This window comes from Clavibacter sepedonicus (assembly GCF_000069225.1).
Lineage (GTDB): Bacteria > Actinomycetota > Actinomycetes > Actinomycetales > Microbacteriaceae > Clavibacter > Clavibacter sepedonicus.
The window spans coordinates 2241503-2267498 of the sequence record NC_010407.1 but is presented as its reverse complement, the minus strand read 5'-3'; the positions used below and the strand labels follow the sequence as shown (position 1 = coordinate 2267498).

General features: G+C 73.1%; 30 protein-coding genes. 15 read left to right on the top strand and 15 right to left on the bottom strand.

Translation table 11 applies throughout. From position 1 onward, the window contains the following. Positions 1–52: 52 nt before the first annotated feature. The 3 genes from CMS_RS10605 to CMS_RS18180 all read left to right on the top strand — a co-directional run bounded on the left by CMS_RS10605 (position 53) and on the right by CMS_RS18180 (position 2121). A complete protein-coding gene (locus tag CMS_RS10605) occupies positions 53–529 on the top strand; it encodes a DUF3151 domain-containing protein (protein ID WP_041464626.1) in 477 nt (158 codons plus the stop codon). An 81-nt stretch (positions 530–610) separates the two neighbouring features. Then, entirely contained in the window at positions 611–1900 is a 1290-nt protein-coding gene (locus CMS_RS10600) for an adenylosuccinate synthase (protein ID WP_012299455.1), read from the top strand. Positions 1901–1992: 92 nt separating this feature from the next. Beyond that, positions 1993–2121, top strand: a complete 129-nt coding sequence (locus CMS_RS18180; RefSeq protein WP_011931910.1) for a hypothetical protein — start codon at positions 1993–1995, stop codon at positions 2119–2121. Positions 2122–2133: 12 nt separating this feature from the next. On the opposite strand, the gene CMS_RS10595 is transcribed toward CMS_RS18180, so the two are convergent. Then, positions 2134–2586, bottom strand: a complete 453-nt coding sequence (locus CMS_RS10595) for a MarR family winged helix-turn-helix transcriptional regulator (protein WP_012299454.1) — start codon at positions 2584–2586, stop codon at positions 2134–2136. Between the two features lie 61 nt (positions 2587–2647). On the opposite strand from CMS_RS10595, the gene CMS_RS10590 reads away from it, so the two are divergent. After that, positions 2648–3016 carry a VOC family protein gene (locus CMS_RS10590; protein ID WP_012299453.1) on the top strand — a complete coding sequence of 123 codons (369 nt, stop codon included), beginning with the start codon at positions 2648–2650 and terminating at the stop codon, positions 3014–3016. Positions 3017–3022: 6 nt separating this feature from the next. Here the strand turns inward: CMS_RS10590 and CMS_RS10585 are convergent, their stop codons facing one another. Next, positions 3023–3559 carry an AAA family ATPase gene (locus CMS_RS10585; RefSeq protein WP_012299452.1) on the bottom strand — a complete coding sequence of 179 codons (537 nt, stop codon included), beginning with the start codon at positions 3557–3559 and terminating at the stop codon, positions 3023–3025. Positions 3560–3715: 156 nt separating this feature from the next. On the opposite strand from CMS_RS10585, the gene CMS_RS10580 reads away from it, so the two are divergent. Further along, entirely contained in the window at positions 3716–4144 is a 429-nt protein-coding gene (locus CMS_RS10580; RefSeq protein ID WP_012299451.1) for a BLUF domain-containing protein, read from the top strand. A gap of 26 nt (positions 4145–4170) precedes the next feature. On the opposite strand, the gene CMS_RS10575 is transcribed toward CMS_RS10580, so the two are convergent. Beyond that, complete coding sequence (locus CMS_RS10575; RefSeq protein WP_012299450.1) at positions 4171–5109, bottom strand: alpha/beta fold hydrolase; 939 nt, start codon at positions 5107–5109, stop codon at positions 4171–4173. Between the two features lie 131 nt (positions 5110–5240). Here CMS_RS10575 and CMS_RS10570 point away from each other — a divergent pair, with 131 nt between their 5' ends. Continuing rightward, complete coding sequence (locus tag CMS_RS10570; protein WP_012299449.1) at positions 5241–6383, top strand: ImmA/IrrE family metallo-endopeptidase; 1143 nt, start codon at positions 5241–5243, stop codon at positions 6381–6383. Continuing rightward, positions 6383–6868 carry a DUF4411 family protein gene (locus tag CMS_RS10565; protein WP_041464624.1) on the top strand — a complete coding sequence of 162 codons (486 nt, stop codon included), beginning with the start codon at positions 6383–6385 and terminating at the stop codon, positions 6866–6868. Before CMS_RS10570 ends, CMS_RS10565 begins: the two co-directional genes overlap by 1 nt. 38 nt (positions 6869–6906) lie before the next feature. Here CMS_RS10565 and CMS_RS10560 read toward each other — a convergent pair whose 3' ends face one another. Both CMS_RS10560 and CMS_RS10555 read right to left on the bottom strand, forming a co-directional pair. Further along, positions 6907–8373, bottom strand: a complete 1467-nt coding sequence (locus CMS_RS10560; protein ID WP_012299447.1) for a sensor histidine kinase — start codon at positions 8371–8373, stop codon at positions 6907–6909. Continuing rightward, a complete protein-coding gene (locus CMS_RS10555) occupies positions 8370–9038 on the bottom strand; it encodes a response regulator transcription factor (RefSeq protein ID WP_041464623.1) in 669 nt (222 codons plus the stop codon). The genes CMS_RS10560 and CMS_RS10555 overlap by 4 nt, the downstream gene beginning before the upstream one ends. A gap of 146 nt (positions 9039–9184) precedes the next feature. On the opposite strand from CMS_RS10555, the gene CMS_RS18175 reads away from it, so the two are divergent. Together CMS_RS18175 and CMS_RS10545 are read left to right on the top strand one after the other, a co-directional pair. Continuing rightward, a complete protein-coding gene (locus CMS_RS18175; RefSeq protein WP_041464622.1) occupies positions 9185–9676 on the top strand; it encodes a hypothetical protein in 492 nt (163 codons plus the stop codon). 97 nt (positions 9677–9773) lie between these two features. After that, positions 9774–10736 carry an IS481-like element IS1121 family transposase gene (locus CMS_RS10545; RefSeq protein WP_012299444.1) on the top strand — a complete coding sequence of 321 codons (963 nt, stop codon included), beginning with the start codon at positions 9774–9776 and terminating at the stop codon, positions 10734–10736. 10 nt (positions 10737–10746) lie between these two features. Here the strand turns inward: CMS_RS10545 and ypfJ are convergent, their stop codons facing one another. The 10 genes from ypfJ to CMS_RS10495 all read right to left on the bottom strand — a co-directional run bounded on the left by ypfJ (position 10747) and on the right by CMS_RS10495 (position 19574). Further along, a complete protein-coding gene (gene ypfJ / locus CMS_RS10540) occupies positions 10747–11661 on the bottom strand; it encodes a KPN_02809 family neutral zinc metallopeptidase (protein ID WP_012299443.1) in 915 nt (304 codons plus the stop codon). 31 nt (positions 11662–11692) lie between these two features. Then, on the bottom strand, positions 11693–12322 hold the full coding sequence (locus CMS_RS10535) for a DNA alkylation repair protein (RefSeq protein ID WP_012299442.1): 630 nt from the start codon (positions 12320–12322) through the stop codon (positions 11693–11695). Further along, positions 12319–13332 (bottom strand): NAD-dependent epimerase/dehydratase family protein, encoded by a 1014-nt coding sequence (locus tag CMS_RS10530; protein WP_012299441.1) that lies wholly within the window; start codon positions 13330–13332, stop codon positions 12319–12321. The genes CMS_RS10535 and CMS_RS10530 overlap by 4 nt, the downstream gene beginning before the upstream one ends. A gap of 113 nt (positions 13333–13445) precedes the next feature. Beyond that, positions 13446–13961: a DUF2017 family protein gene (locus CMS_RS10525; RefSeq protein WP_012299440.1), complete on the bottom strand. Its 516-nt coding sequence runs from the start codon at positions 13959–13961 to the stop codon at positions 13446–13448. Then, entirely contained in the window at positions 13958–14332 is a 375-nt protein-coding gene (gene clpS, locus CMS_RS10520; protein ID WP_012299439.1) for an ATP-dependent Clp protease adapter ClpS, read from the bottom strand. The genes CMS_RS10525 and clpS overlap by 4 nt, the downstream gene beginning before the upstream one ends. Positions 14333–14435: 103 nt before the next feature. Further along, on the bottom strand, positions 14436–15134 hold the full coding sequence (locus tag CMS_RS10515) for a response regulator transcription factor (protein WP_041464621.1): 699 nt from the start codon (positions 15132–15134) through the stop codon (positions 14436–14438). Then, on the bottom strand, positions 15131–16372 hold the full coding sequence (locus tag CMS_RS10510) for a sensor histidine kinase (RefSeq protein ID WP_012299437.1): 1242 nt from the start codon (positions 16370–16372) through the stop codon (positions 15131–15133). The genes CMS_RS10515 and CMS_RS10510 overlap by 4 nt, the downstream gene beginning before the upstream one ends. Positions 16373–16467: 95 nt before the next feature. After that, positions 16468–17307, bottom strand: coding sequence for an ABC transporter permease subunit (locus CMS_RS10505; RefSeq protein WP_012299436.1), 840 nt, complete (start codon positions 17305–17307; stop codon positions 16468–16470). Continuing rightward, positions 17304–18239 carry an ABC transporter ATP-binding protein gene (locus CMS_RS10500; RefSeq protein ID WP_012299435.1) on the bottom strand — a complete coding sequence of 312 codons (936 nt, stop codon included), beginning with the start codon at positions 18237–18239 and terminating at the stop codon, positions 17304–17306. Before CMS_RS10500 ends, CMS_RS10505 begins: the two co-directional genes overlap by 4 nt. Positions 18240–18368: 129 nt before the next feature. Then, complete coding sequence (locus CMS_RS10495) at positions 18369–19574, bottom strand: aminotransferase class I/II-fold pyridoxal phosphate-dependent enzyme (protein ID WP_012299434.1); 1206 nt, start codon at positions 19572–19574, stop codon at positions 18369–18371. A gap of 180 nt (positions 19575–19754) precedes the next feature. Here CMS_RS10495 and CMS_RS10490 point away from each other — a divergent pair, with 180 nt between their 5' ends. From CMS_RS10490 to CMS_RS10465, 6 genes are all read left to right on the top strand, one after another. Then, a complete protein-coding gene (locus tag CMS_RS10490; protein ID WP_012299433.1) occupies positions 19755–20315 on the top strand; it encodes a hypothetical protein in 561 nt (186 codons plus the stop codon). Next, the gene (locus tag CMS_RS10485; protein ID WP_012299432.1) at positions 20306–21220 is read left to right on the top strand and encodes a hypothetical protein; all 915 of its coding nucleotides are present in this window, start codon (positions 20306–20308) and stop codon (positions 21218–21220) included. Before CMS_RS10490 ends, CMS_RS10485 begins: the two co-directional genes overlap by 10 nt. Positions 21221–21449: 229 nt before the next feature. Beyond that, positions 21450–23003 (top strand): S1C family serine protease, encoded by a 1554-nt coding sequence (locus tag CMS_RS10480; RefSeq protein WP_012299431.1) that lies wholly within the window; start codon positions 21450–21452, stop codon positions 23001–23003. 150 nt (positions 23004–23153) lie between these two features. Next, the gene (locus CMS_RS10475; protein ID WP_041464620.1) at positions 23154–24227 is read left to right on the top strand and encodes a glycosyltransferase family 2 protein; all 1074 of its coding nucleotides are present in this window, start codon (positions 23154–23156) and stop codon (positions 24225–24227) included. Next, on the top strand, positions 24224–25045 hold the full coding sequence (locus tag CMS_RS10470) for a CDP-alcohol phosphatidyltransferase family protein (protein WP_012299429.1): 822 nt from the start codon (positions 24224–24226) through the stop codon (positions 25043–25045). Before CMS_RS10475 ends, CMS_RS10470 begins: the two co-directional genes overlap by 4 nt. Next, the gene (locus CMS_RS10465; RefSeq protein WP_012299428.1) at positions 25042–25917 is read left to right on the top strand and encodes a glycosyltransferase family 2 protein; all 876 of its coding nucleotides are present in this window, start codon (positions 25042–25044) and stop codon (positions 25915–25917) included. Before CMS_RS10470 ends, CMS_RS10465 begins: the two co-directional genes overlap by 4 nt. The last annotated feature ends 79 nt before the right edge of the window (positions 25918–25996 follow it).

The window sequence follows — 25996 nt, the reverse complement described above, 5'->3', positions numbered from 1 at the left end:
CGGGATCGCTCGTGCCCGGGAGTCCCGCGACACCCTCGCGGTAGGATCGAGTGTGACTGGAGAGAACCTGCTCGGCGTGCCCGAGACGCGCCTGGCCGACGAGCCCGAGGTCGCCGCCCGCATCCAGGATGCCGACGGCCACCACGACACCCTCGGCGCCATCGCCGCCGACCACCCGCAGTCGTCGCTCGTCTGGGCGCTGCTGTCGGACTCCGCATACGTGCAGGGCGACCGCATCGCCTCGTACGCCTTCGCGCGCGTCGGCTACCACCGCGGCCTCGACTCGCTGCGGAAGTCCGGATGGAAGGGCCAGGGCCCCGTGCCGTGGAGCCACGAGCCGAACCGCGGCGTCCTCCGCTCCCTCTACGCTCTGCGCCGCGCGGCCGCCGCCATCGGCGAGGAGGAGGAGGTCTCGCGCCTCTCCGCCTTCCTGCGCGACGCGGATCCCACGGCCGCCGGCCACATCGAGGCCGCCACCGCCGGGGCGCTCCCGCCCACGGAGGCCATCGTCATCCGCGGCCAGGACTGATCCACCGCCACACCGCACCGCCCGCACCGCCGCACGCCACCCGATCCACCCCGACCGACCCGCCCCGACGAGGAGTGAGCCATGCCCGCAGTAGTGATCATCGGAGCCCAGTGGGGTGACGAGGGCAAGGGACGCGCGACCGACCTCCTCGGCAGCCGCGTCGACTATGTCGTGAAGTTCAACGGCGGCAACAACGCCGGCCACACGGTCGTCGTCGGCGACGAGAAGTACGCGCTGCACCTGCTGCCGTCGGGCATCCTCACGCCGGGCGTCGTGCCCGTCATCGGCAACGGCGTCGTCGTCGACATCGAGGTGCTATTCCACGAGCTGGACGCGCTGGCCGCCCGCGGCGTCGACGTCTCCAAGCTCCGCGTGAGCGCCAACGCGCACGTCATCACCCACTACCACCGCACCATCGACAAGGTGACCGAGCGCTTCCTTGGCAAGCGCCAGATCGGCACCACCGGCCGCGGCATCGGGCCCACGTACGCGGACAAGATCAACCGCGTCGGCATCCGGATCCAGGACCTCTTCGACGAGAACATCCTCCGCCAGAAGGTCGAGGCGGCCCTCGACGCCAAGAACCACATGCTCGTGAAGATCTACAACCGCCGCGCCATCTCGGCCGAGGAGATCGTGGAGAGCCTGCTCTCCTACGTCGAGCGCCTCCGCCCGATGGTGGGCGACGCGTCGCTCGAGCTCAACGCCGCGCTCGACGAGGGCAAGACCGTCCTGTTCGAGGCCGGCCAGGCCACGATGCTCGACATCGACCACGGCACGTACCCGTTCGTCACGTCGTCGAGCGCCACGTCCGGCGGCGCGGCCACGGGATCCGGCGTCGCGCCGAACCGGCTCGAGCGGATCATCGCGGTCGTCAAGGCGTACACGACCCGCGTCGGCGCCGGCCCCTTCCCCACGGAGCTGCACGACGAGTCGGGCGAGTACCTCCGCGCCAAGGGCTTCGAGTTCGGCACCACCACCGGCCGCCCGCGCCGGTGCGGCTGGTACGACGCGCCCATCGCGCGCTACACCGCCCGCATCAACGGCGTCACCGACTTCGTGCTCACCAAGCTCGACGTGCTCTCGGGCCTCGCGACCATCCCGGTCTGCGTCGCCTACGACGTCGACGGCGTGCGCCACGACGAGGTGCCCGTCTCGCAGTCCGACTTCCACCACGCGACCCCGATCTACGAGGAGTTCCCGGGCTGGCAGGAGGACATCACGGGCTGCCGCCGCTTCGAGGACCTGCCGAAGAACGCCCAGGACTACGTGACGGCCATCGAGCGCATGAGCGGCGCCCGCATCTCCGCCATCGGCGTGGGCCCGGAGCGCGAGCAGGTCGTCGTGCTGCACGACCTCCTCGAGGCCTGACCCTGATCCACGACGGCTGGCAGGACGACGCCCGCCTCGGCACGGACGCGTCGGACCTCGCGCGCTTCCTCAGCCGCGCGGACGCACGCACCATGAACCGCGAGCGCCTCCAGGCGGATCTCGACATGGGCCAGGAGCAGTACGTCGCGGCCTGGCGCGAGCTGCACCGCTTCGGGTACGTGTCGTCGGCGGAGCTGCGGCGGCTCGTCGTCGAGCGGTGATCCGCTAGCGGGTCACTCCCCGCCGTCGCGCAAGGAGCGGACCATGCCGCGCAGGATCCGCGTGGCCGCCTCCCGGTCGGCGTCGCTGAGGTCGCCGAGCATCCGCAGCTCGACCGCGCGCACCGCGGCGCTCGCCTTCGCCAGGTCGCGGCGGCCCTTCGCCGTGAGGCGCGTGGGCTGCACGCGGCCGACGGCCTCCTCGGCGGGGCGCGTCACGGATCCGTCGCGCTCGAGGGTCTGCAGCAGCACGTTCATCGACTGGCGCGTCACGAAGGCGCCGCGGGCGAGGTCGGAGTTCGAGGATCCGGGGCGCTGGGCGAGGAGCTCCAGGCACGAGTAGTGCGTGATCGTCATCCCGAGGGGGCGCAGCGCCTCCTCCATCGCCTGACGCAGGGCGCTCGCCGCCTCCTTCAGCAGGTAGCCGAGCGAGGTGGGGAGATCGATGCCGTCATCGCCTTGACTCATGTCAGCATTCTGACATACGCTTCCATATGTCAGGCATCTGACATCGAACGCAGGAGGCACCATGCCCGTCACCGGCCCCGACTTCATCTCGCTCCAGGTCACCGACCTCGACGCGTCGCGAGTCTTCTACGAGCGGTACCTCGGTCTCGTGCGCTCGCCCGCCGGACCCCCGCACGCCGTCGTCTTCACCACGACGCCCATCGCGTTCGCGCTCCGCGACATGGTCCCCGGCACCGACATCGCAGGCACCCCCCAGCCGGGCATCGGCGCGGCCATCTGGCTGCACGCGACGGACGTGCAGGCGATCCACGACGCGCTCGTCGCGGACGGGCACCGCATCGTGACGGCGCCGTTCGACGGGCCGTTCGGCCGCACCTTCACGTTCGCGGACCCGGACGGCTACCACGTGACGCTGCACGACCGGGCCTGACGCGGATCAGGCGCCAGGCACTCCCGCGAGGACCGCGGTCGCGATGCGATCCGCCGCCTGCTCCGGCGTGATGCGCGTCGTGTCGACCACCTCCGCCTCCGCGTGCAGCCACGTGCGAGCCGCCTCCGCGTACGGCTCCACGCGGGAGAAGCGGAAGGCGGACGGGCCGACGTCGGGATCGTGCTGGATGCGATCCCGGAGCGTGTCGGTGTCCGTGTGCAGCACGAAGTGGCGGATCGGGATCCCGTGCGCGGCGAGGCCCCCGCTGATCTCGCGCCAGTACGCCTCGACGAGCACCGTCATGGGCATCACGAGGGTGCCGCCCGTGTACTCGAGCACGCGGCGCGCGGTCTCGACGACGAGCGGGCGCCACGGGGTCCAGTGCTGGAAGTCGTCCAGCTGGGGGAGCGGCGGGCGGATGTCCATGAGCACCTCGCCGACCTTCTCGGCGTCGAGGAGGCGGCTGTCGGGGATCCGCTCCTGCACGAGCCCCGCCGTCGTCGTCTTGCCCACCCCGTGCGTGCCGTTCAGCCAGATGATCATGGCCGCAACCTACGGCGGAGGTCGCGCCGACGGCATCCGGCGAGCGATGGATCCTGGGTCGGCCTGGTCGCCGGGGCGACGGAGGACCAGGCTGGAGGGGCGGCGGGATCCGGTCCCGCCCGAGGACGCGCGGCCCCGCGCACCGGTGAGGACCCCATGCTCTGCATCGTCTACTCCAGCACCGCCGAGCGGTCCTTCGACGACATGGACCTCGCCCAGCTCCTCGCGCAGAGCCGCGCGACCAACGCGGCGCACGGGCTCACCGGTCTCCTCGTCCACCGGCAGGGACGCTTCCTGCAGCTGATCGAGGGCGAGGACGCCGACGTCCGGGAGCGCATGGAGGCGATCCTCGCCGACGACCGCCACGGTCGCATCTCCACGCTGATGGAGGAGCGCATCACCGAGCGGCAGTTCCCCGACTGGACCATGGGCATGGCGAAGTACGACGCCCGCGTGGCCGAGCGGATCCCCGGCTACCGCGACACCTTCGACGACCTGGAGGGCGAGCGTCCGGACGACGCCATCCGGCCCGCGCTCCGCGAGCTGATCCGATGGTTCCAGGAGGACACGGGCCGGCTGTCCTGACGGAGGCGAGCCACCCGACCTGCGGCTCAGGCGGTCGGCACCGTGCTCCGCCAGAAGTCCGCGAGGAGGTCCGCGCTCGCCTCCGGCTGGTCGACCTGGGCGGAGTGGCCGGCGTCGGCGACGACCTCGTAGCGGGCGCCCGCGCGCTCGGCCATGTCGCGCTGCCAGTCCTGGGGCCACGCGTCGTCGGCGTCGCCGTGGGAGACGAGCACGGGGATCCCCGTGGCGCGCAGCTCGTCGACGCGGTCGGTCTGCGCCTGCATGATCTGGAGCGCGCCGAGGAGCTGCGCCGACGCCGTGCCGAACAGGCGCGTGCGGAACCACGCGACCTCGGGGTCGTCGCCGTCGAGCTGCTCGGGCAGGAACCAGAGCGGCCAGAGCCCGGCGCTGCCCGACGCGCGGACGGCGTCGATCTGCTCGGCGCGCTCGCCGCGGCTGCGGGGGCCCGAGTTCCAGTGCGTGTAGCTGGCGAAGCGGCCGGGGTCGCGGATCACGGCCTGCATGCCGACGACGTCGCCGAAGCTGTGGCCGAGGAGGTGCACGGGTCCGAGGGGCGCGACGCGTTCCGTGTCGGCCGCGACGTGCCGGCCGCCGGGTCCGCCGACGCCCGCGAGCGCGTCGACCACGTGGTGCACGTCCTGGCCGAGGGTCTCGAGCTCGTAGCCGGTCGCGTCGACGGGCGGCTCGGCCTGGCCGGGGCCGGTGGATCCCCACTGCCCGCGCTGCGAGAACGCCACCACCGTGAAGCCGCGGTCGGCGAGCGGGCCCATGACCGGGAGGAAGTCCTCCTTCGATCCCGTGAAGCCGGGCACGAGCAGCGCGACGGGCGCGGTGGCCGGATCCCCGGTGCGGGCGGGCACGCGCACCGCCGACAGCCGCGCCGCCGGGACCTCGATCGTCAGGTCCTCCGCATCCTCGGGCCGATGCTCGGACAGGGGGCGCGGGGCGTGGGCGTCGGTGCTCATGTCGTCAGCGTAGGCCGGGGGCGGGTCCTGCACAGGTGCGCGACCGCGCCGTGGGCTGCGACATGCCCGCGTCGTCCTGCCCGCGGTCGGCGGCGCTGTGTACATTCGACCCATCGCGCGAGAGGGGCACCGTGGTCACACACGTACCGGTGCGTCCGGAGATGATCGGCTGGGCGCTCGAGCGTTCTCGCATGGACCCGGAGTCAGCGAAGTATCCGCAGTTCCGTCGGTGGGCGGACGGCGACGGAGCGCCCACCTTCCGCCAGCTGGAGACGTTCGCCCGAGCGGCGCATGTCCCGCTCGGATATCTCTTCCTCCCTCGACCTCCCCGCGAGGAAGTGCCCATCCCGGACCTCCGTACCATCCGCGATGCGGGGGTGCGAAAGCCGAGCCCCGAGCTACTCGACACCATCCATCTGGCACAACGACGTCAGGACTGGTTCCGCGATCATGCGCGCGATAGGGGTCAGCAGGAGTTGCCATTCGTGGGCTCCGTGAATCGCGACACGGATCCGCTCGCCGTCGCCGCCGACATCAGGAGCCGGCTGGGCTTCACGGTGGAGGCACGGCGCCGAGGGGACGCCCTGCGCACCGCCATCGATCTGGTCGAGGGACTGGGCGTCCTCGTCATGGTGTCCGGCATCGTCGGGTCCAACACCCATCGAAAGCTCACGATCGACGAGTTCCGTGGTTTCGCGTTGACCGACCCTCGCGCGCCGGTCGTCTTCGTCAACGGCGTCGATGCGAAGACGGCGCAGCTGTTCACGCTCATGCACGAACTGGCACACATCTGGGCGGGCCAGAGCGCGCTCTCCGACATCGAGTTCGATTCCCCGGCAGTCCACGCAGAGGAGAGATGGGCGAACGCAGTGGCCGCCGAGGTGCTGGTGCCCCGCGCCGATCTGGAGCGGGCCTACTCGGGCGACGCGAAGGACCCATCCATCGAGCTCCTGACGAAGCGGTACCGGGTGAGCGCCCTCGTCGTGCTGCACCGGCTCTTCGACACGGGCTTGCTCCCGTGGGATGAGTTCCGTCGGCGCTACGTCACCGAGGAGATCCGGGGGCGGGAACTGGCTGACCTGGAGGTCGCCAGCCGAAGCGACGGGGGGAACTACTACAACACCCACCTGCGTCACATCGGCCATGCCTTCGCACGTGGCGTCATCGTCGACACCATGGAGGGTCGCACACTGTACCGGGATGCGTTCCGTCTCCTCGATACGCGGAAGCACGCGACCTTCACGGAGATGGCGGAGAGGCTCGGGGTGGCGTGATGTACGTCCTCGACGCGAACGTCTTCATCCAGTCGCATCGTGCGCATTACGGACTCGACTTCGTGCCGGCGTTCTGGCATTGGCTCGAGCGGACGTTCCTCGCGGGACAGCTCGTCAGCATCATCCCCATCCGCGACGAGATCGCCGCGGGCGAGGACGACCTCTCTGAGTGGGCGAAGGAGCACCCGCGTCTCTTCGTCGCCATGGATCAGGCGTGCGCGCCGAGCCTCGGCGCGCTGGCGGGCTGGGTCCTCGGCGCCGGATACACCGATGCCGCATCCCAGGAGTTCCTCTCCGTGGCGGATTACCAGCTCGTCGCGTTCGCGCATGCGCATCAGCTGACCGTGGTCACCATGGAGCGGTCGGAACCGAACCGTCGGAGCAAGGTGAAGATCCCTGATGCGTGCGCGGCGTTGGGCGTCGACTGCACCACGCCGTTCGACATGCTCCGTCACGAAGGGGCCTGCTTCGTCCTCGGGGATTGACAGGGGGTCTCACGCACTGACGGTCACCGAGAGCCGTGTCACATCGCAGGATCCACCGGCAGCGTCACCCGGAAGCGCGCGCCCGCGCCCGGCTCCGCGGACAAGCACACCAGGTCGCCGCCCTGGGCGCGGGCGATGGGGAGGCCGAGGCCCGCGCCGCCGTCCTGGCGGTCGCGGCCGGCGTCGAGGCGCACGAGGCGGTCGAAGATGCGCTCGCGGTCGGCGTCGGGGACGCCGGGGCCGTCGTCGGCGACCGTGATGCGCACGGATCCGTCGTCGGCCGCCTCGGCCTCGACGCGCACCTCGGATCGGGCGTAGCGGGCCGCGTTCTGGAGGAGGTTGTCGAGGATCTGCGCGAGCCGGTCGGGATCCGCGCGCACCGCCGGGGGAGCGCCGCGCACGTCGGCGACGACGCGCACGTCGGCGACGACGCGCGTGTCGGGCGTGCGCGCCTGCTGCTGGGCGACCGCCTGCTCGACCGCGGCGGGCACGCGCACGGGCCGGCCCTCGACCGAGAGGCCCTCGTCGAGCCGGGCCATCATGAGCATGTCGTCGACCAGGCGGCCCGCGCGTATCGCCTCGCGCACCACGTGCACCGACAGGCGCTCGCGCTCCTCGGCGCTCGGATCGGTGCGGACGAGGGCGTCGGCGGAGGCGCGGATCCCGGCGACCGGCGTCCGCAGCTCGTGCGCCGCGTCCGCCACGAAGGCGCGCATGCGCGCCTCGGCCGCGAGGGCCTGGCGCTCCGCGTGCTCGATGTCGTCGAGCATCTCGTCGAACGCGGTCGCGGTGCGGCCGAGCTCCGTGCCGGGCCGGGTGGGGCGGAGGCGGCGGCCGCGGTCGCCGCGGCCGATGGAGCGCGCGACGCCCGTCATGTCCTCGAGGGGCTGCAGGGTCCGGCGCACCACGACGACGAGCGCGACCGCCGCGAGCAGGAGGAACGCGAGGGAGGCGACCGCGAGGATCCCGCGGAGGGAAGCGAGCGTGTCGTCCACGGATCCGGTGCCCGCCGCCAGCTCGAGCACCGTGCCGTCGCTGAGGTCGGAGCGGAGGGTGAGGGCGCCGTCCGACGAGCTGACGGCGCTCGAGGTGACGGTCACGGCGTCGGCGCGCGTGGTGGGCGTCGCGGTCGTGGCGGGGCCGGGTGCGGAGCCCAGCGGATCCGGCCCGGGCAGCGTGGCGCCGAGCGGATCCCGGCCGGGCCGCGCCGAGACCGCCCCGCCATCCGGGCTCGTGATCTGCACGGCCACGCCCTGCGCGCTCAGCCGCTCCGCGAGCGCGTCGTCGTCGAGCACGCCCACGAGCGCGGCGGCGGCGGATGCGCGGTCGGCCAGCCGGTCCTGGATCTGCTGCCGCAGCTGCGCACCGAGGATCGCCTGCACGGTGAGCGACAGCGCCACGAGCAGCACGGCGAGGAGCGCGAGCACCGCGAGCACGGTGCGGGTGCGGAGGGATCCGGTGCGCAGCGGCGCGTCCGGGGCTGCGATGCGGGAGCGCGCCCTCACGCCTCCACCCGGTACCCGAGCCCGCGGACGGTGTGGAGGAGCCGCGGACCGTGCGCCTCCATCTTCTTGCGCAGCGCGCTGATGTGGACCTCGACGAGGTTCGGGTCGGCGTGGTCGTAGCCCCACACCTGCGTGAGCAGCTGCGTCTTCGAGAGCGTGCGGCCGCGGTGGGCGGCGAGGTAGGCGAGCAGCTGGAACTCGATCGAGGTCAGCTCGAGCGGCTCGCCGCCGCGCCGGGCGAGCCCTGCGTCAGGATCCACGAGCAGGTCGCCGATCTCCACCACGGACGCGAGCCGCCCGCGCCGCCGCAGCACCGCGCCGACCCGCGCCACCAGCTCGGCGAGCGCGAACGGCTTCACGATGTAGTCGTCGACGCCATGGCCGAAGCCGCGCAGGCGGTCCTCGACGGCGTCGCGCGCGGTGAGCATGATGACGCCCGCGTCGCTCCAGCGGCGGATCCGCTCGGCCAGCTGGATGCCGCTCGGCCCGGGGAGCATCCAGTCGAGCACCACGAGGTCGGGCAGGAAGCCCTTGACCTCCTCCTCGAGCTCGACGCCGGACGCGAGGCCGCGGACGACGAAGCGCTCGGCGGTGAGGGTGGAGACGACGGCGGCGCGGATGGCCTGGTCGTCCTCGACCACGAGGACGCGTGCGGGAGGGAGCATGCCCCGACTGTAGGAGCCGCGGATGGGCGATCCCGGGCCCATGTCAGCTGGGGCCGCGGAACTTAAGGAGGACTTCAGATCCGCTGCCGAGCCTGGATCCACGACCGCCGGCGCACCCGCGCCGCGGCGGACACGGAAGGACCACCATGGACGACACCATTACCGTCTTCGAGAAGGGGCCGGGCGCGCGGACGCCCGGTACCCCGACGCCCGCCCCGCGGAAGCGTCGCGCGGGCATCGCCGTCGGCATCGCGGGCGCGTCGCTCGGCCTCGTCGCGCTGTTCTCCTCGGCGGCGTACGCCGACGGGAACGGCGGCGACACCAGCGGCCAGGCCGGATCCGGGAGCGGCACGACCGCGACCTGCCCCGCCCCGCCCGCGCTGCCCGACGGCACGACGCCGCCCGCGCCCGTGACCCTGCCGGACGGATCCACGCCGCCGGCCCCGCCGACGAACGCGGACGGGACGCCGGCGACGCCGCCCACGCCGCCGACGCCGCCCACGAACGCGGACGGCACGGCGCCGACCCCGCCCGCCGGTCCCGCGGCACCCGCCACGAAGCCCGGTTCCCCGGAGGGCTCGACGTCCGGCGGCGCGCCCGCCACGACGCCAGCGCCCACCTCCACGTCCGGCAGCTAGGTGTACTCGGCCATGACGTTGGTGACACTTCGGGGCGTGTGAAGAGGCCTCCTGGCTTGATGGAGCTGTTCAGTTCAACCATCGCCAGGAGGCCTCGATGTCCCACGGTAATGCTCGTCTGACGGTTCACGGGAGGGTTCTCCTCGTGCGGCGGGTGGTGGAGGATCGTCGGCCGGTCGCGCACGTCGCGCGGGAGCTGGGGGTGTCGCGGCAGTGCGCGCATCGATGGGTGAACCGGTTCCGTGCCGAGGGGCTGCGAGGGCTGACGGATCGGTCATCGCGGCCCCGGTCAGTACCGAGGCGAACGAGCCCGGAGCGGGAACGGGCCGTGCTGGAAGCGCGGGCCCAGTTGCGGGCGGGTCCTGCGCGGCTGGCGCCGGTGACAGGTGTTCCATCCCGTACGATCTCCCGCATCCTGCGCCGGCACGGGGCGCCGCCGTTGGCATGGTTGGACCCCGTCACCGGGGCCGTGATCCGGGCATCCCGGTCAACGGCGCACCGGTATGAGCACGAGCATCCGGGTGATCTGATCCACGTGGACGTGAAGAAGCTCGGGAGGATCCCGGACGGAGGCGGCTGGCGGGTCCACGGGCGCAGCGAGCAGGTCCGCGGCCGCGGGATCGGGTTCGATTACGTCCATGCCGCGGTCGATGACCACACCCGTCTCGCCTACGCGGAGATCCATCCCGATGAGAAAGGCGCGACCGCGGCCGGGTTCCTGACCCGCGCAGCGGCGTACTTCGCCGGGCATGGGATCACCCGGATCGAGCGGGTCATCACGGACAACGCGTTCGCCTACCGGCACTCGACCGTGTTCAAGAACGCCGTCCAGGACCTGGGCGCGCGGCAGAAGTTCATCCGCCCGCACTGCCCCTGGCAGAACGGCAAGGTCGAGCGCTTCAACCGGACCCTCGCGACCGAGTGGGCCTACCGGCAACCCTTCACCAGCAACCAACACCGGGCCGACGCGCTTGACCCCTTCATCGAGCACTACAACACTGAACGAATCCACTCAAGCCACGGGCTCACGCCCGCGGCCCGAGTGTCACCAACGTCATGACCCAGTACAACTAGAGCGCGCTGCCGGGCACCGCGAACGTGTCGCACGACGTGGGCCCGCCCGCGCGGCCGGCCTCGAACCACCGCTGGCGCTGCTCCGCGGATCCGTGGGTCCAGGTGTCCGGGTCCACCCCGCCGCCCGCCTGCGCCTGGATGCGGTCGTCGCCGACGGCGGCCGCGGCGTCGAGCGCGTCGGCCACCTCGGCCGGGGTGACCGGCTCGAGGAAGGCGCGGCCGGTGTCGTCGCGCACCTCCGATGCGGCGCCGACCCAGGCGCCGGCGTCGCAGTCGGCCTGCACCTCGAGCCGCACGGAGTCGGAGTCCGGCCCCGTGCCGCTGCGGTCGGCGCGGTCGAACGCGCCCGACAGCTGCTGGATGTGGTGGCCCCACTCGTGGCCCACCACGTACATCTGCGCGAGCGGACCGCCCGAGGCGCCGAAGCGCGTGCGCAGCTCGTCGAAGAACGTCGTGTCGACGAAGAGGCGTCGGTCCGGCGGGCAGTAGAACGGGCCGGTGGCGCTCGTCGCCTCGCCGCAGCCGGTGCTCGTCGCGGCGTCGAACAGCGAGAAGCCGGGGCTCGCGTAGTCGGCGATGCCGACCTCCGTCGCGGCGGTCGTCCAGTACGTGTCGAGCGAGTCGGCCGCGCCCGCCATGCGGCACTCGACGCTCGCGTTGGCCTCCGCGCCGGTCGTGCAGCCCTCGATCGCCTCGTCCTGCTCCTGCGAGGATCCGCCGGCTCCCGTGCCGCCCGCTCCGCCGCCGACGATCTGCGACAGGTCGACGCCCGTGAACTGCTGCACGAGGATCACCGCGACCACCACCAGGAGCCCGCCGCCGCCGGCCGCGATGCCGGTCGTCCGTCCCCGGCCGCCGCGGCGTCGCGTGACCTTGCTGCTGTCGATGCGGGCGTCGTCGTCGAAGGTCATGCCATGAACGTACCCGCGGGCGGGGGAGGCGTCAGGCGAGGTCAGGTCGCGTCTCGCGCACGACCTCCCGCACCCGCTCGACCGCCTCGCGCACCACGTCGTGCGCGCCCCGGGGTGCGGCCTCGGCGGTGCGGGTGCGGCGGAGGAAGGCGTCCCAGTCGCCGCCGCCGGCGCGGAGCGGACGCGTCGACGCGAGCAGGGCGGCTCGGCGCAGCCACACGTCCTGCTCGCCGGCCCATCGGTCCAGCGCCTGGTCGGCCCGGGTGCGCGCGACGCCGGACAGCCGCTCGACGAGCGGGCCGATGACGTCGAGGGCGAGCGGATCCACGAGAGCCCGCAGCCGCGCGTCCCGCACGAAGCCCTCGATGCGGGTGAGGTCGCCGTTGTCGAGCCCGTCGACGTGCTCCTGCAGCAGCACGACGGCGGCGAGGCGACGCTCGTAGACGCGGGAGCGCCAGAGCTCGGACGCGAGCGCCACCGCCTCGTCGCGGGTCATCCCGGGCCGGCGCCGCCCGAGGTCGCGCACCGTCCCGCGCACGGCGCCGACCGACGCCCCCACGAAGTCCAGGTCGGAGCGCAGCCGCTCCCGCTCCGCCTCGGCGCGGTACCACGCCCCCTCCCGCTCGAGCGCCGCCGCGACGAAGTCGGCGTCCTCGGTCATCCGGCGAGCGGCGCCGAGCCCTCGCGCCCGGTGCGGTGCACGAAGGCGCGGCCGAACTCGACCAGCACCTCCTCCGCCGTGTGCGTCGGGACCCAGCCCAGCACCTCGCGGGCGCGGGCCGTCGACATGACGGGCACGTTCGCGGCGATGTCGATCCAGCCCGGATCCGTCCGCTGCACGCGCAGCCGCCAGCTGGCCGACACGAGCGCGCGGAGCGCCGGCAGCGGCACCGTCACGACGCGTGCGTCGAGCAGCCGGCCGACGAGCGCGGGGTCGACGACCGGATCCGCCGCCACGTTGAACGCGCCCGGCGCCCGCCGCTCCACCGCGCGCCAGAACGCGTCCGCGACGTCCTCGTTGTGCACCACCTGCGACACCAGCTCGCGGGGGAGCGGCAGTACCGGGGTGCGGGTGGCGAGGCCCAGCCAGCGCGTGGGGATCCACCGCCCGAGGAAGAGCCCGGCGATCTCCGCCGCCGCCTCGTCGTGCATCACGAGCCCGGGCCGCATGCGCGTCACCACGATCCCGGGGTGGGCCTCGTCGAACGCGTCCATCGCGCGCTCGTTCTCGGCCTTGTGCCGGGAGTAGTGGGAGGTGTGGATCCCTCCCGTGGGCCAGGTCTCGTCGCGCGGCCGGTCCTTCGCCGCCGCGCTGTACGCGCCGACCGACGACGCGACGACCACCTGGGGCACTCCCGCCTGCGCGACGGCCTCGAGCACGTGCGCCGTGCCGATGACGTTGGTGCGGTGCATCACGCGCTCGCGGTGGTTCGGCTGCAGCGCCCACCCGAGGTGGATCACCGCGTCGGCACCCCGCATGGTCGCCGCGAGCCCGGAGACCGCGCCCGCCGCGCCGATGTCGGCGAGGCGCCAGGTGACCTCGGAGTACGGCTCGAGCGAGGCGTCGGGCATGCGCCGGGCGACGCCCACGATCTCGGCCCCCGCGGCGTGGAGGCGGCGCAGGACCCCGGTACCCAGGTTCCCGGTGGCTCCGATGACGACGACGCGCATGCTGCTCCTCTCCTGCGGACGGGACCCGGCGGGCCGGCTGATCCGCGGGTCCCCTCCATCATGCTCGCCGGCGCCCGCCGCCGAGCCGGCCAGCGGGAGGTGCGGGCCGATGCTCAGCGGTCGACGGCCTCGATGAGCGACCCCTGCGCGAAGGTCAGCCAGTCGTACAGGCTCGCGCTCTCCGATGGGGCGCGATCGCGCCAGCCCTCGGCCTCGTCGATGCGCAGCGGCACCGAGATCGCGAGGCGGAGGTCGTTGAGCGTGCGGAGCCAGGCCTGCGCGCCCGTCGGATCCAGCACCACGAGCAGCCCGCGTCGGCCGGCACCGCGCGCGTCGGCCTCCGCCAGCGTCGCCTCGACCGTGCTCGCGTTCGCGGCCTTCGCCTCGGTGAGGTCGGACGCCGTGAACCGCCGGAACTCGGCGGAGGCCTCGGCGTCGTCCGGGTATGCTTGGGGCAGCAGGCGCTCGACGACGGGGGAGGGGGCGGCCCCGTCGGTCGCGCCGCCGGTCGCGGTGCCCTCCTCGAGGATCCCGCTGAGCTCGCCGAGGAGGCCGCGCAGCATCGCGACCTCGTGCGGCTCGAGGTGCGCGGCGACCGTGCCGTCAGGGCGCGCGCGGAAGGCCCTCACGTGTCCACCCGCTCGAGCGTCGCCCAGAGGCCGAAGCCGTGCATCGCGAGCACGTGCCGCTCGATCTCTTCGCGGATGCCCGTCGCGACCACCGCCCGGCCGTCCTCGTGCACGCGGAGCATCAGCTCGTCGGCGCGTTCGCGGGTGAAGCCGAAGTAGCTGCGGAACACGTACGAGACGTAGGTCATGAGGTTGACGGGGTCGTTCCAGACCACGCAGCTCCACACCGGCGGCGTCGACGCGCGCTCGAGGAGGCTCGTGTCGGATCCCGTGCTCGTGCCGGACCCGGGATCGCCGGCGGGCGGGTCGGCGGCCCGTCGCGCGGCGGGCAGGAGGCGCGGGGCGTGCGCGTCCGCGGCGGTGGTGGTCATCGCGCTCCTGTGGGGTCGTCCCGGCGAGCGGCCGAGGCGTCCATCCTCTCCTGCCGCGCGGGCCGTCGGCGACCCCGAGGGCAGGCCGTCATGCGCCCGGCCGTCACGCACCGGGCCGCACGAGCCCGCAGTCGTACGCGAGGATCACCGCCTGGACGCGGTCCCGCACCTCGAGCTTCGCCAGCACCCGGCCGACGTGCGTCTTCACCGTCGACTCCGACAGGAACAGGCGTCCCGCGATCTCCTGGTTGGTGAGCCCCTCGGCCAGCGCCGTGAGCACCTCCAGCTCGCGCGCGGTGAGGGGACGCAGGCGCGGGTCGGCCGCGCCCTCGCCGGTCCCGGCCGCGCCGCCGGTCGCGGGCATCGTCGGGCCGAGCAGCTCGATCATGCGGCGCGTCACCCGTGGCGATATGGCGGCGTCGCCGTCGGCCACCGCGCGGATCGCCTCCATCAGGTGCTCGGGCCGCGTGTCCTTCACGAGGAAGCCGCTGGCACCCGCGCGGAGCCCGGCGAACGCGTACTCGTCGAGGTCGAACGTGGTGAGCACGATGACGCGCGTCGCCGGGTGCCGGGCGACGATCTCGGCCGTGGCGTCGATCCCGTCCATGCCGGGCATGCGGACGTCCATGAGCACGATGTCCGGGGCGAGCTCGCCCGTGCGCTGCACGGCCGCGCGGCCGTCGGCTGCCTCGCCGACCACCTCGATCCCGGGTTCGGCGTCGAGCACCATGCGGAAGCCCATGCGGACGAGCGCCTGGTCGTCCACGATCAGGACGCGGACGGGGGAGCTGGTGTCGGTCAACGGTCCTCCTGGACGCGGGGGCTGTCGGTCGGGTCGGCGGTCCGGGACACGTCGCCCGGCCGGACGTCGTGGAGCCCGCTGGGCATGGTGGCCAGCACGCGCCAGCCGCCCGTCTCACGGCGCCCGGCGGTGGCGGTGCCGCCGTATACGGCCATGCGCTCCGCGACGCCCACGAGGCCGCGCCCGCTGCCGGGGACGGGTGGCACGACGGGTCCCGTGAGGTCGTCGTCGGTCACCTCGACGGTGATCTCCTCCGGCCGGTGGTCGACCCGCACCTCGACCCGGTCGGCGTTCGGCGCGTAGCGGAGCACGTTGGTCAGGGACTCCTGCACGACGCGGAAGACGGCCAGCTGGCGCCCCGGGTCGTCGGGCGGCGCGCCCGTGCTGGTGAAGCGCACCGGGAGGCCGGTGGAGCGGAAGGAGTCGACGAGGGCGGCGAGGTCGGCGTGCCCGGGCTGGGGCGCGCGGAGCGACGGCGGGGCGGCGTCGCCCGCGCCGGGCTCCTCGGCGAGGACGCCCAGCATCCGGCGCATCTCCGAGAGGGACGTGCGACCGGTCTCGGCGACCTCGCGCATCGCGTCGCGCGCGAGCTCCGGCCGGGCGACGGCGCTCGCGGCCGCCCCGTCGGCGAGGGTCACCATCACGGTGATCCCGTGGGCGACGATGTCGTGGATCTCCCGCGCGATCCGCGTCCGCTCCGCCGCCGTGGCGAGCCGCGCCTGCTGGTCGCGTTCCCGGGCGAGCTGCACCGCGAGGTCACGCAGCGCCTCGACGTACCGCTTGCGTCCGCCCACGTTGGTGCCGATGAGCGTCGCGATGAGCGGGAGGATCAGGTTCACCAGCAGCATGGTCGCGATCGACAGGGCGAGGGGACCCTCGCCGGCTGTCGCCGGCGTGACGGCCGCGATGACGACGGCCACGCCCCCGAACCCGATCCACGCACGCCGGGACGACCCGTAGACGGCCAGCGCGTAGAGCGCGATGGGGATGGCCCCGCCGTCGAACCTCCCGGACACGAGCGCCGCCGCGGCGGCCGCGGCACCCGTGACGGCCAGGACGGCCACGGGTCGGCTGCGCCGGAACATGAGCGCCACGCCTGTCAGGATGCTGAGCACCGCCAGCGCCACGCCCCCGGGGATGGTGGAGGATCGGCTGCCCACCACGGGGGCGGCGCTCACCGACAGCAGCGTGTAGGCGATCGCGATGGCGCCGTCGACGACCCGCGGATGCCGCGCCATCCACCCCCGGACCGCGCCGGGTGGGGTGGGCAGGCGGACGCCGTCGGGCGCGGCGGTGTCCGCCGCGCCCGACGGCGCCCTCCCGCCCGCGTCGATCAGGCGTCCCGCTTCTTGGCGAGGATCAGCGCGGGCACGAGGATCACGGCGACCCACGCGACCATGACGAGCAGCGCCTGCCAGAACTCGAGCTCGCCGGGCGCCCCGGTGGCGGTGCTGTAGAGCCGGTTGCCGGCGCTGAGCGGGAAGTACGGCGCGAGGTCCGCGACCCAGTCGAGAACGCCGCCGAGCAGCTGGCCGACGATGGGGACGACGAGCACGAGGCCGACGAGGGCGCCGATCCCCGCCGCGCCGTTGCGCAGCAGCAGGCCGAAGCCGAAGCCCATCAGGCCGATGAGCACGACGAAGAGCACGCCGCCGAGGGCCGCGAGCAGGAAGTCGCCGTCGAGCACGTCGACCTCCGCGCCCGCCGACGCGAAGTACCCGCGGGCGATGAGGAGCGCGGCGGCCACCGCGACGGCGGTCACGACGAACGTGACGACCGTGTAGACGATCGCCTTCGCGGCGATCACGTCGAGCCGACGGGGCGCCGCGCTGAAGGACGAGCGGATCATGCCGGTCGAGTACTCGCCGCTGATGACCAGCACCCCGAGCACGCCCGCCACGAGCATCGCCAGGGTCACTCCGCTGAGGCCCACCTGGATCAGCAGGTCGGATGCGGGGACACCGGGGAGGGAGAGCTGATCCCGCAGCTGGTCCACGACGAAGGGCGTGAAGAGCGCGGAGAAGCCGGCGAGCAGGAGGAAGACGAGCGCGAAGCACCAGACGGTGGAGCGCAGCGTCCGCAGCTTGATCCACTCGGAGCGCATGAGGCGGGGGAGCGTGGGCCGGCCCGTCGTCACCGGTGCGGGCGCGTAGGTCGTGCTGGTGGCGGTCATCGTGCGATCTCCTGCTCGGTCGTGCCGACTGCGGCGCTGTGGTACTCGACGTCGCCCTGCGTGAGCGACAGGTAGGCGTCCTCGAGGGACGCGGTGACGGGCGTGAGCTCGTGCAGGACGACCCCGGCGGACATCGCCGCGTCGCCGACCTGCGCGGCCGTCAGCCCCGTGATCTCGATCACGTCGCGCTCGACGCTGGTGACCACGACCTCGGGTCGCGCAACCGCCTGGCCGAGCCGGTCGGCGTGCGGGGAGCGGACGCGGACGAGGCCGCTCGTGGCTCCCGCGACGACCGCGGCGACGGGAGCGTCGGCGAGCACGCGACCGCGCCCGAGGACGATGAGGTGGTCGGCTGTCTGCGCCATCTCGCTCATGAGGTGCGAGGAGAGGAGCACGGTGCGTCCCTGTCCGGCCAGGTAGCGGGTGATGTTGCGCACCCACATGACGCCCTCGGGGTCGAGGCCGTTCACGGGCTCGTCGAGGATCAGCGTGCGCGGGTCGCCGAGGAGCGCGACGGCGATGCCGAGGCGCTGGCCCATGCCGAGCGAGAACCCGCCGACGCGCTTCTTGGCGACGGGCTGCAGGCCCGTCATCTCGATGACCTCGTCGACGCGGGTCCGCGGGATCCCGTGCGTGGCCGCCATGGCGAGCAGGTGGTTGTAGGCGCTCCGGCCGGTGTGCACCGCCTTGGCGTCGAGGAGCGCGCCGACCTCGTGGAGCGGGGCCTGGAGGTTGCGGTAGCGGCGGCCGTTGACGGTCACCGAGCCGGACGTGGGGGTGTCGAGCCCGACGATCATGCGCATCGTGGTGGACTTGCCGGCGCCGTTCGGACCGAGGAATCCGGTCACCATGCCCGGCTGGACGGTGAAGCTCACGCCGTCCACGGCGGTCTTCGCGCCGTAGCGCTTGGTCAGGTTCTCAGCGACGATCATGCGCGCTGCCTCCTCAGGGTGGGTGCGCGGGCCCAGCGCCCGCGGAAGCAACGTTAGGGGCGCGCTCCTCGGGGCGGCGTCCCCCCTCCGGCCCCCGTCCGGAGGAGACGCCGGTACCAGGGTGCCGGCTCAGGCGGTCCCGACCGCCAGCGCGCCGAGCCGTCGCGCCGCCTCCTCGAGCACGTCGATCCGCTTGCAGAACGCGAACCGCACCAGGGACGCGTGCTCCGCGGCGAGGGGCGCGTGGCAGAAGGCCGACAGCGGCACGCCGACGACGCCCGCGAGCTCCGGGAGGCGCAGGCACAGCTCGCGGGCGTCGGGGAAGCCGAGCGGGGCCGCGTCGGCGACGATGAAGTACCCGGCCGCGGGGAGGTGGATCCGGAAGCCCGCGGCGGTCAGCCCCGCGGCGAGGACGTCGCGCTTGCGCCGCAGGTCGTCGGCGATGCCGTCGTACACCTCGTCGGGCAGCGCGAGCCCCGTCGCGATGGCGGGCTGGAACGGCGCGCCGTTCACGAACGTCAGGAACTGCTTCACCGCGAGGATCGCCGACACGAGCGGCGCCGGCGCGGTCAGCCAGCCGACCTTCCACCCCGTGGTGAGGAACGTCTTGCCGCCCGAGGAGATGGTCACCGTGCGCTCCCGCGCACCCGGCAGCGTCGCGACGGGCACGTGGGGCGTGTCGAAGGCGAGGTGCTCGTAGACCTCGTCCGTGACGATCACCGCGTCGTGGGCGATGGCGAGCTCGACGACGAGCTCCCGCACCTCGCGGCTGAGCACGGTCCCCGTGGGGTTGTGCGGGTCGTTGAGGAGGATCACGCGGGTGCGGTCCGTGATCGCCCGGCGGAGGTCGTCGAGCCGGGGCTGGAAGTCGGGAGCGCGCAGCGGCACGGTCCGGTGGATCCCGCGAGCGAGCGAGATGAGCGCCCCGTACGCGTCGTAGAACGGCTCGAGCGTCACGACCTCATCGCCCTCCTCGACGAGCGCGAGTAGCGTCGCGGCGATGGCCTCGGTCGCGTCGGCGGTGACGAGCACCTCCGTGTCCGGATCGACGGCCAGACCGTAGAAGCGCCCCTGGTGCGCGGCGACCGCCTCCCGCAGCTCGGGCGTCCCGCGGCCCGGCGGGTACTGGTTCATGCCCGCGGAGATCGCCGCCCGCGCCGCCTCGAGCACCTCGCGGGGCCCGTCCTCGTCCGGGAACCCCTGGCCGAGGTTGATCGCGCCGGTCGCCGCGGCCAGCGCGCTCATCTCCGCGAACACGGTGGTGCTCGGGAACCCGTCCGGCGTCACCAGCATCGCCCCTCGGGCCGCGCGCACCCACGCACCGGGAATCGTCATGCGCCCATCATCCCGCGCTCGCTCCTCCCTTCACAGGCGACAGCGCCGCGCGATCTTCGGGCGGTGTGGACCGATGCAACCCTGTTCGCCCTGCCCCGGCTACCTTTCCGGGACCCGCGACGCCCGGCGCTCTCGCGCCTCCTTTTCCGCGCGGGTCACCTACGGACCGGGGAGACGATCTTGCACGAGCAACCGCTCATACCGTCGCGACGTCGAGGAGGAGCGGCAGCGCTGTCGCTGGCCCTCCTCGTCACGAGCCAGCTGCTCGCGGGATGCGCGCTCTCATCTGCGCCGTCACCGGCACCCGCTCCGGCCCCGTCCCTGACGCAGGAGCCGCAGGACGACCAGGCGTTCCAAGATCTGTTCGCGCGCTTCGTCGGGATTGATCTCAGCAGCGAGACCGAGGCGGACCTGACTCCGTTGCTCACAGGGTCCGCTCTTCAAGGCGAGCTTGACTCGCTCAAGTACAGCGCGGACAACCATCAGACGGTGATCGGCAAAGCGATGTCCCGGAGCTTCCGAGTCACGGATCGAGGCTCTGACGCGCGGGGTTCGGAGTACATGACCGCACAAGCCTGCCTCGACATCAGCGGGACGAGGACACTGGACGAGCAGGGCAACGATGTGACGCCGCAACGTGATGCCGCCGTGGCCCTGCAGATGAAGGCAGTCAAGATCGCCGACGGTTCCTGGCGCATCAGTGACTCCGTCCGCAACGAGGACACGCGCGCATGCGACTGAGCTACCCGTCGATACTCATCGTCGCGGTCGTGCTCACCGTCGTCGTCCCGGCGTCGGCTAGCAAAGCGGCCGACGGCTACTGCGGAATCGGATACACGCGTATGCCGACCTGCTCATCCGGTGCCGTCGGCATGGGGGAAGTCCAACTCCGAGCGGAGACGACCACGGAAGGGTCGCCCTCCGACGACGTCGCCGACCACTTGGGGCAGGCCTCGGCGACAGCAGAACCACGTGTCGCGAAACCGGCGCCGCCGCCTCCGGTGCCGCGGGGTCGGTTGGCTGCGGACGTGGACGCGCCGTGCCAGCCCAGTGCCCGCCTGGCGGGTGGGGGTCTGTGTTCGGACGGGCAGCATGCGTTCTTGCCGCCGGCGAAGGCGCCGACGAAGCCCGCGGATCCGGCTCCGGTAGTCGCGGCGACACCAGGGGTGTCGCTGGCGGACGTGGCCCAGTTCGTGCCGCGGGATGCGTCGATCCGGTCGCAGCCGAACGGGTGGGCGATCGTCGGGGCACCGGTGAACCTGTTCACCGATGCGACCACGCAGGTGGTCGGCGGGACGTTGCTGGGTCGTCCGGCGCAGGTGCGGTTCGTGCCGGTGTCGTTCACGTGGGATCACGGCGACGGCACGAGCAGCACGGTCGAGGGTCCGGGGTCGTCGTGGAAGGCCTTGGGTCAGCAGGATTCCACGGCGACGGACACGAGTCACGTGTATCCGAGCGTCGGTGTCCGGCAGGTGACGTTGACGATCGCGTACTCGCCCAGCTACCGCTTCGACGGCGGTGGGTGGCAGCAGATCCCGGGCACGCTCCCGGTGCAGGTGGGTCCGGTCACGCTTCGCGTCCTCCAGGGGTCGACGGTGCTGGTCGGGGGTGCGTGCGGGACCCGCGACGCCGGACCCGGGTGCTGACTCCCGTCCGAGCTGGCGAGAGGTCGCGGACGACGAGTCGCACGGCGTGACCCCGAGCGGCGCGCACGCCGTGGCCGCGTACGCTCGTGGCAGCATGCGAGCCGAGCAACTCCGGGCCTGAGCTGCCGACGTCCTCCCGTCACCTGGCGGGCGGTCCGCTGTCAGCGCTGCCATAGGGAACGCTCAGACTCGCCCTGAATGCTGGCACGACCTGAGAGGAGCACCACCGATGACGGACAGAAGCCACGGCGAAGACGAGCACGAGGGCGGCCGCGAGGTCGACGGCCGAGCCGAGCGCTCCTCGACGGAGGCACCGTCGTCCACCGCCCCTCAGCCCGGTGACGGCGGATCCGCCTGGCCGGCGCCCGCAGGTCCCGCCGCCGCATCCCACCCCGCGCCCACGAACCCGGACCAGCGGGACACCCTGGCCTACGGCTCGAACGCGCCGACGGATCACACCGCGACCGCGCCGCTCGCTGGTCCCGCAGCCGAAGGTCACGAGCCGGTCGGCAGTACCACGACAGCTCCTCCCAAGAAGAAGACGAACAAGGCCCTGCCCCTCGTCGCCATGCTCGCCGTCGGCGCGCTCATCGGCGGTGCCGCCGGCGGGCTCACGACCTGGGCCATCGCGCACGACGACGCCTCCACCGAGGCGGTCAGCCAGTCTCCCGCGAACATCACCGTCAACGACCCGGACAACGCGACGCCCATCACGGCCGTCGCCGCGAAGGTCTCGGGATCCGTCGTCACCATCGACGTGGCGGGCGCTCAGGCCGGCGGCACGGGCTCCGGGGTCATCCTCTCCAGCGACGGCTACGTCCTGACCAACACGCACGTCGTGACGCTCGACGGCCAGACCGGCGACGCCACCATCCAGGTCAAGACGGCGGACGGCGCCCTGTACTCGGCGAAGCTGGTCGGCACGGATCCCGTGGTCGACCTGGCGGTCATCAAGCTCGACGACGCGAGCGGCCTCACGCCCATCGACTTCGCCGACTCGTCCAAGCTCAACGTCGGCGACACCGCCATCGCCATCGGCGCCCCGCTCGGCCTCTCCGGCACCGTCACCGACGGGATCGTCAGCGCGCTCGACCGGAGCATCCAGGTCGCGTCCTCGGCAGCGCCGACGACCCCGGGCGACGGCAGCCAGAGCGACGAGACGCCCTTCAACTTCTGGCCGTTCGGCAACGAGGGCCAGGGCGGATCGGGCGGTCAGGGCGGATCGGGTGGGCAGGGCGGTCAGGGCGGATCCGGGGCCCAGGGCCAGGCCGCCGCGTCGATCAACCTCGCGGTCATCCAGACCGACGCGGCCATCAACCCCGGCAACTCGGGTGGCGCGCTCCTCGACGGGGACGGCAAGCTCATCGGCGTCAACGTCGCCATCGCGAACGCGGGCGGCACCAGCTCCACCGCCGGCAGCATCGGCGTCGGCTTCGCCATCCCGTCGAACCTGGCGAAGCGCGTCGGCCAGGAGATCATCCAGGACGGCAAGGCGTCGCACGGGCTCCTCGGGGCGAGCGTCCGCGACGTCGCCAAGGGTGACTCCTCGACTCCCGTCGGCGGCGCGTTCATCGCCGAGGTCCAGAGCGGCGGGGCGGCGCCCGCCGCGGGGCTGAAGCAGGGCGACATCGTGACCGCGTTCGGCAGCATCCCGATCAGCAAGGCGAGCGACCTGACGGCACAGGTGCGTGCCCTCGCGGGCGGCAGCGACGTCGAGCTCACCGTGATCCGCGGTGGGCAGAAGCAGCAGGTCGACGTGAAGCTCGGCACGCTCCAGCAGTAGTCGGGCGCATCGCGAGGGGCGGATCGGCGGACGCCGGTCCGCCCTTCGTCGTCCGCGACCGGCGGGCGGCCGACGGGGAGGCTGGTAAACTCCTGCGAGGCTCGGCCCCCGACAGGCCCCGGCCGCACCTCCCTCAAGAGATCGGCTCAGATGGCGCACCACCCGCGACGCGACCCCGTCGCCGGCAGCCCCGGCGACCTCCCCGCCGTCTCGTACGTCATGCCGATCCTCAACGAGGTGGCCCACGTCCGTGCCGCCGTCGACAGCATGATGCGGCAGGACTACGCCGGCGACTTCGAGGTCGTGCTTGCGCTCGGTCCGAGCACCGACGGCACGACCGAGGTCGTCCGCGAGATGTCGCGTGCCGATCCCCGCATCACGAGCGTCGACAACCCCACGGGATCCACGCCGGGCGGCCTCAATGCGGCCATCCGCGCCACGCGCCACCCCGTCGTCATCCGCGTCGACGCGCACTCGCTCCTGCCGCGCGACTACACGCGCATCGCGGTGGAGACGCTGCACGCCACGGGCGCGGACAACGTCGGCGGACTCATGTCGGCCGAGGGCCGGACGCCGTTCGAGAAGGCTGTCGCCCGGGCCTACGGCGCCCGGGTCGGGCTCGGCGGCACCGCGCACCACGTCGGCGGCAAGGAGGGGCCGGCGGAGACCGCGTACCTCGGCGCCTTCCGTCGCGAGCGTCTGCTCGAGGTCGGGCTCTTTGACGAGGGCGTGCGTCGAGGCCAGGACTGGGAGCTCAACCGCCGGCTCCGGCAGAGCGGCGGCCTCGTCTGGTTCACGCCGCGGATGAAGGTCACCTACCGTCCGCGCTCCACGTTCCGCTCGCTCATCCGCCAGTTCTTCGCCACCGGGCTCTGGCGCGGGGAGCTCGCGCGGCGCTACACGCGTCAGAACTCCGTGCGGTACTTCGTGCCGCCGGTCGCCGTCGCCGGGGTGGCCGCCGGCCTCGTCCTCGGCACCGCGGGACTCGTCGGCGCCGCGCTCGGCATGCCGGGACTGCGCCGCCTCGTCGGCGCGTTCGTCGCGCCGGGCGTCTACGCCGGCTTCGTGCTGATCAGCACCGTATCCGTGGCCTCCCGGGACGGCGCCGCGACGATGCTGCGCTTCGCGGCGGTCCTCCCGTCCATCCACTTCAGCTGGGGCACCGGGTTCGTCCTCGGCTTCCTCGAGCTCACCGACGACCTCGACGGGCACACCGGCCGATGAGCAGCGCTCCCGGCACCGGCGACCGCGGCCTGCCCTCCTCCATCGCGGAGCTCCGTCGGGTGACGCAGCCGCCCGACGTCCGGCTGCGGGCGAACGCCGAGCACTGGACGGCGCACCTCTACCTCCGCGACCTCTCGCCATACCTCACCTGGCTGCTCCTGCGCACCCGGATCAGCGCCAACGGCGTGACCGTCGTCATGATCCTCACGGGCTGGGCGGCCGCCGCCGCGCTCCTGATCCCCGGCATCGGGGGAGCGGCCCTCGCGCTGGTCCTCGGCCAGCTGCAGATGCTGGTGGACTGCTGCGACGGCGAGGTGGCGCGCTGGCGCCGCACGTCGTCGCCGGTCGGCCACTTCCTCGACGCCGTCGGCCACTACTCGACGGAGACGCTCATCGCGCTCGCCCTCGGGATCCGTGCCGCGGTCTACCCGTTCGAGGCACCCGGCGACCTGCCGTGGACCACCCTCGCGTTCGCCCTGGCGCTCGTCATCGTGCTGAACAAGGCGCTGAACGACATGGTGCGCGTGGCGCGCGCCTCCGCTGACCTGCCCAAGGCCCCCGTCGGCGCCGGTACGGTCGCGTCCCAGCACTCCCTGATCGCCACGGCACGGCGCATCGTGCGGTTCCTGCCCTTCCACCACATGTTCCACTCGGTGGAGCTCACCATCGTGACCTTCGTCGTCGCGCTCGTCGGCCTCGTCGCGGGTCAGCCGGAGACCGACCGGGTGTTCCTCGCGGTCCTGGTGCCGCTCGCGGTGCTCGCCCTCGTCGGGCACTTCGTGATGATCGTCACCTCCCGTCGGCTGACGTCCGCGTGACGGGGAGCCTGCCCCGCGTGGGCGTGGTCATCCTCAGCCAGGGCCGTCGGCCGGAGGGACTCGCGGCCGCGATCGCCTCCGTCCTGCGGCAGGAGCGCGTGTCGACGGACGTGGTCGTGGTCGGCAACGGCTGGGATCCCCAGGGTCTCCCCGACGGCGTGCGGGGCCTGCACCTGCCGGAGAACCTCGGCATCCCGGCGGGTCGCAACGCGGGCGTCCCGCTCGTCGTCGGCGAGACGCTGTTCTTCCTCGACGACGACGAGACCGTCCCCAGCGCGGCGTTCCTCGCGGACTGCCTCGAGCTGATGCGCCGCGCCGACGACGTCGCGCTCATCCAGCCGCGCATCGTCGACCCGACGGGCGCCGCCACACCGCGCCGCTGGATCCCACGCATCCGCAAGGGCGACCCCGCGCGCGCGAGCGCGGTGATGTCCGTCCTGGAGGGCGCCGTCGTGGTCCGCCGTGACGCGTTCGAGGCGGCGGACGGATGGGCGGGGGAGTTCTTCTACGCCCACGAGGGGATCGAGCTGGCGTGGCGGATCTGGGACCAGGGCCTGCGCGCCTGGTACGCCGGCGACCTCGTGGCGCACCACCCCGCCGTCGCCCCCACACGGCACGCGGAGTACCACCGCCTCACGGCGCGCAACCGGGTCTGGCTGGCACGGCGCAACCTGCCGCTGCCGCTCGTCCCCGTGTACGTGGGGTCGTGGACGGCGGTGCAGCTGATCCGCAGCGCACGGAACCGCGACGGGCTCGGCACGTGGCTGCGTGGGTGGCGCGAGGGATGGACGACGTCGCCCGGGCCGCGTCGGCCGATGTCGTGGGGCACCGTCGTCCGCATGACGCGCGCGGGCAGGCCGCCCGTCATCTGATCGTGATCCCGCCCCGCTCGGTCACGATCGCACACCGTTCCGCGCCCCCGGCCGGGGCTGGTCAGGAGCCGCCGGGAGC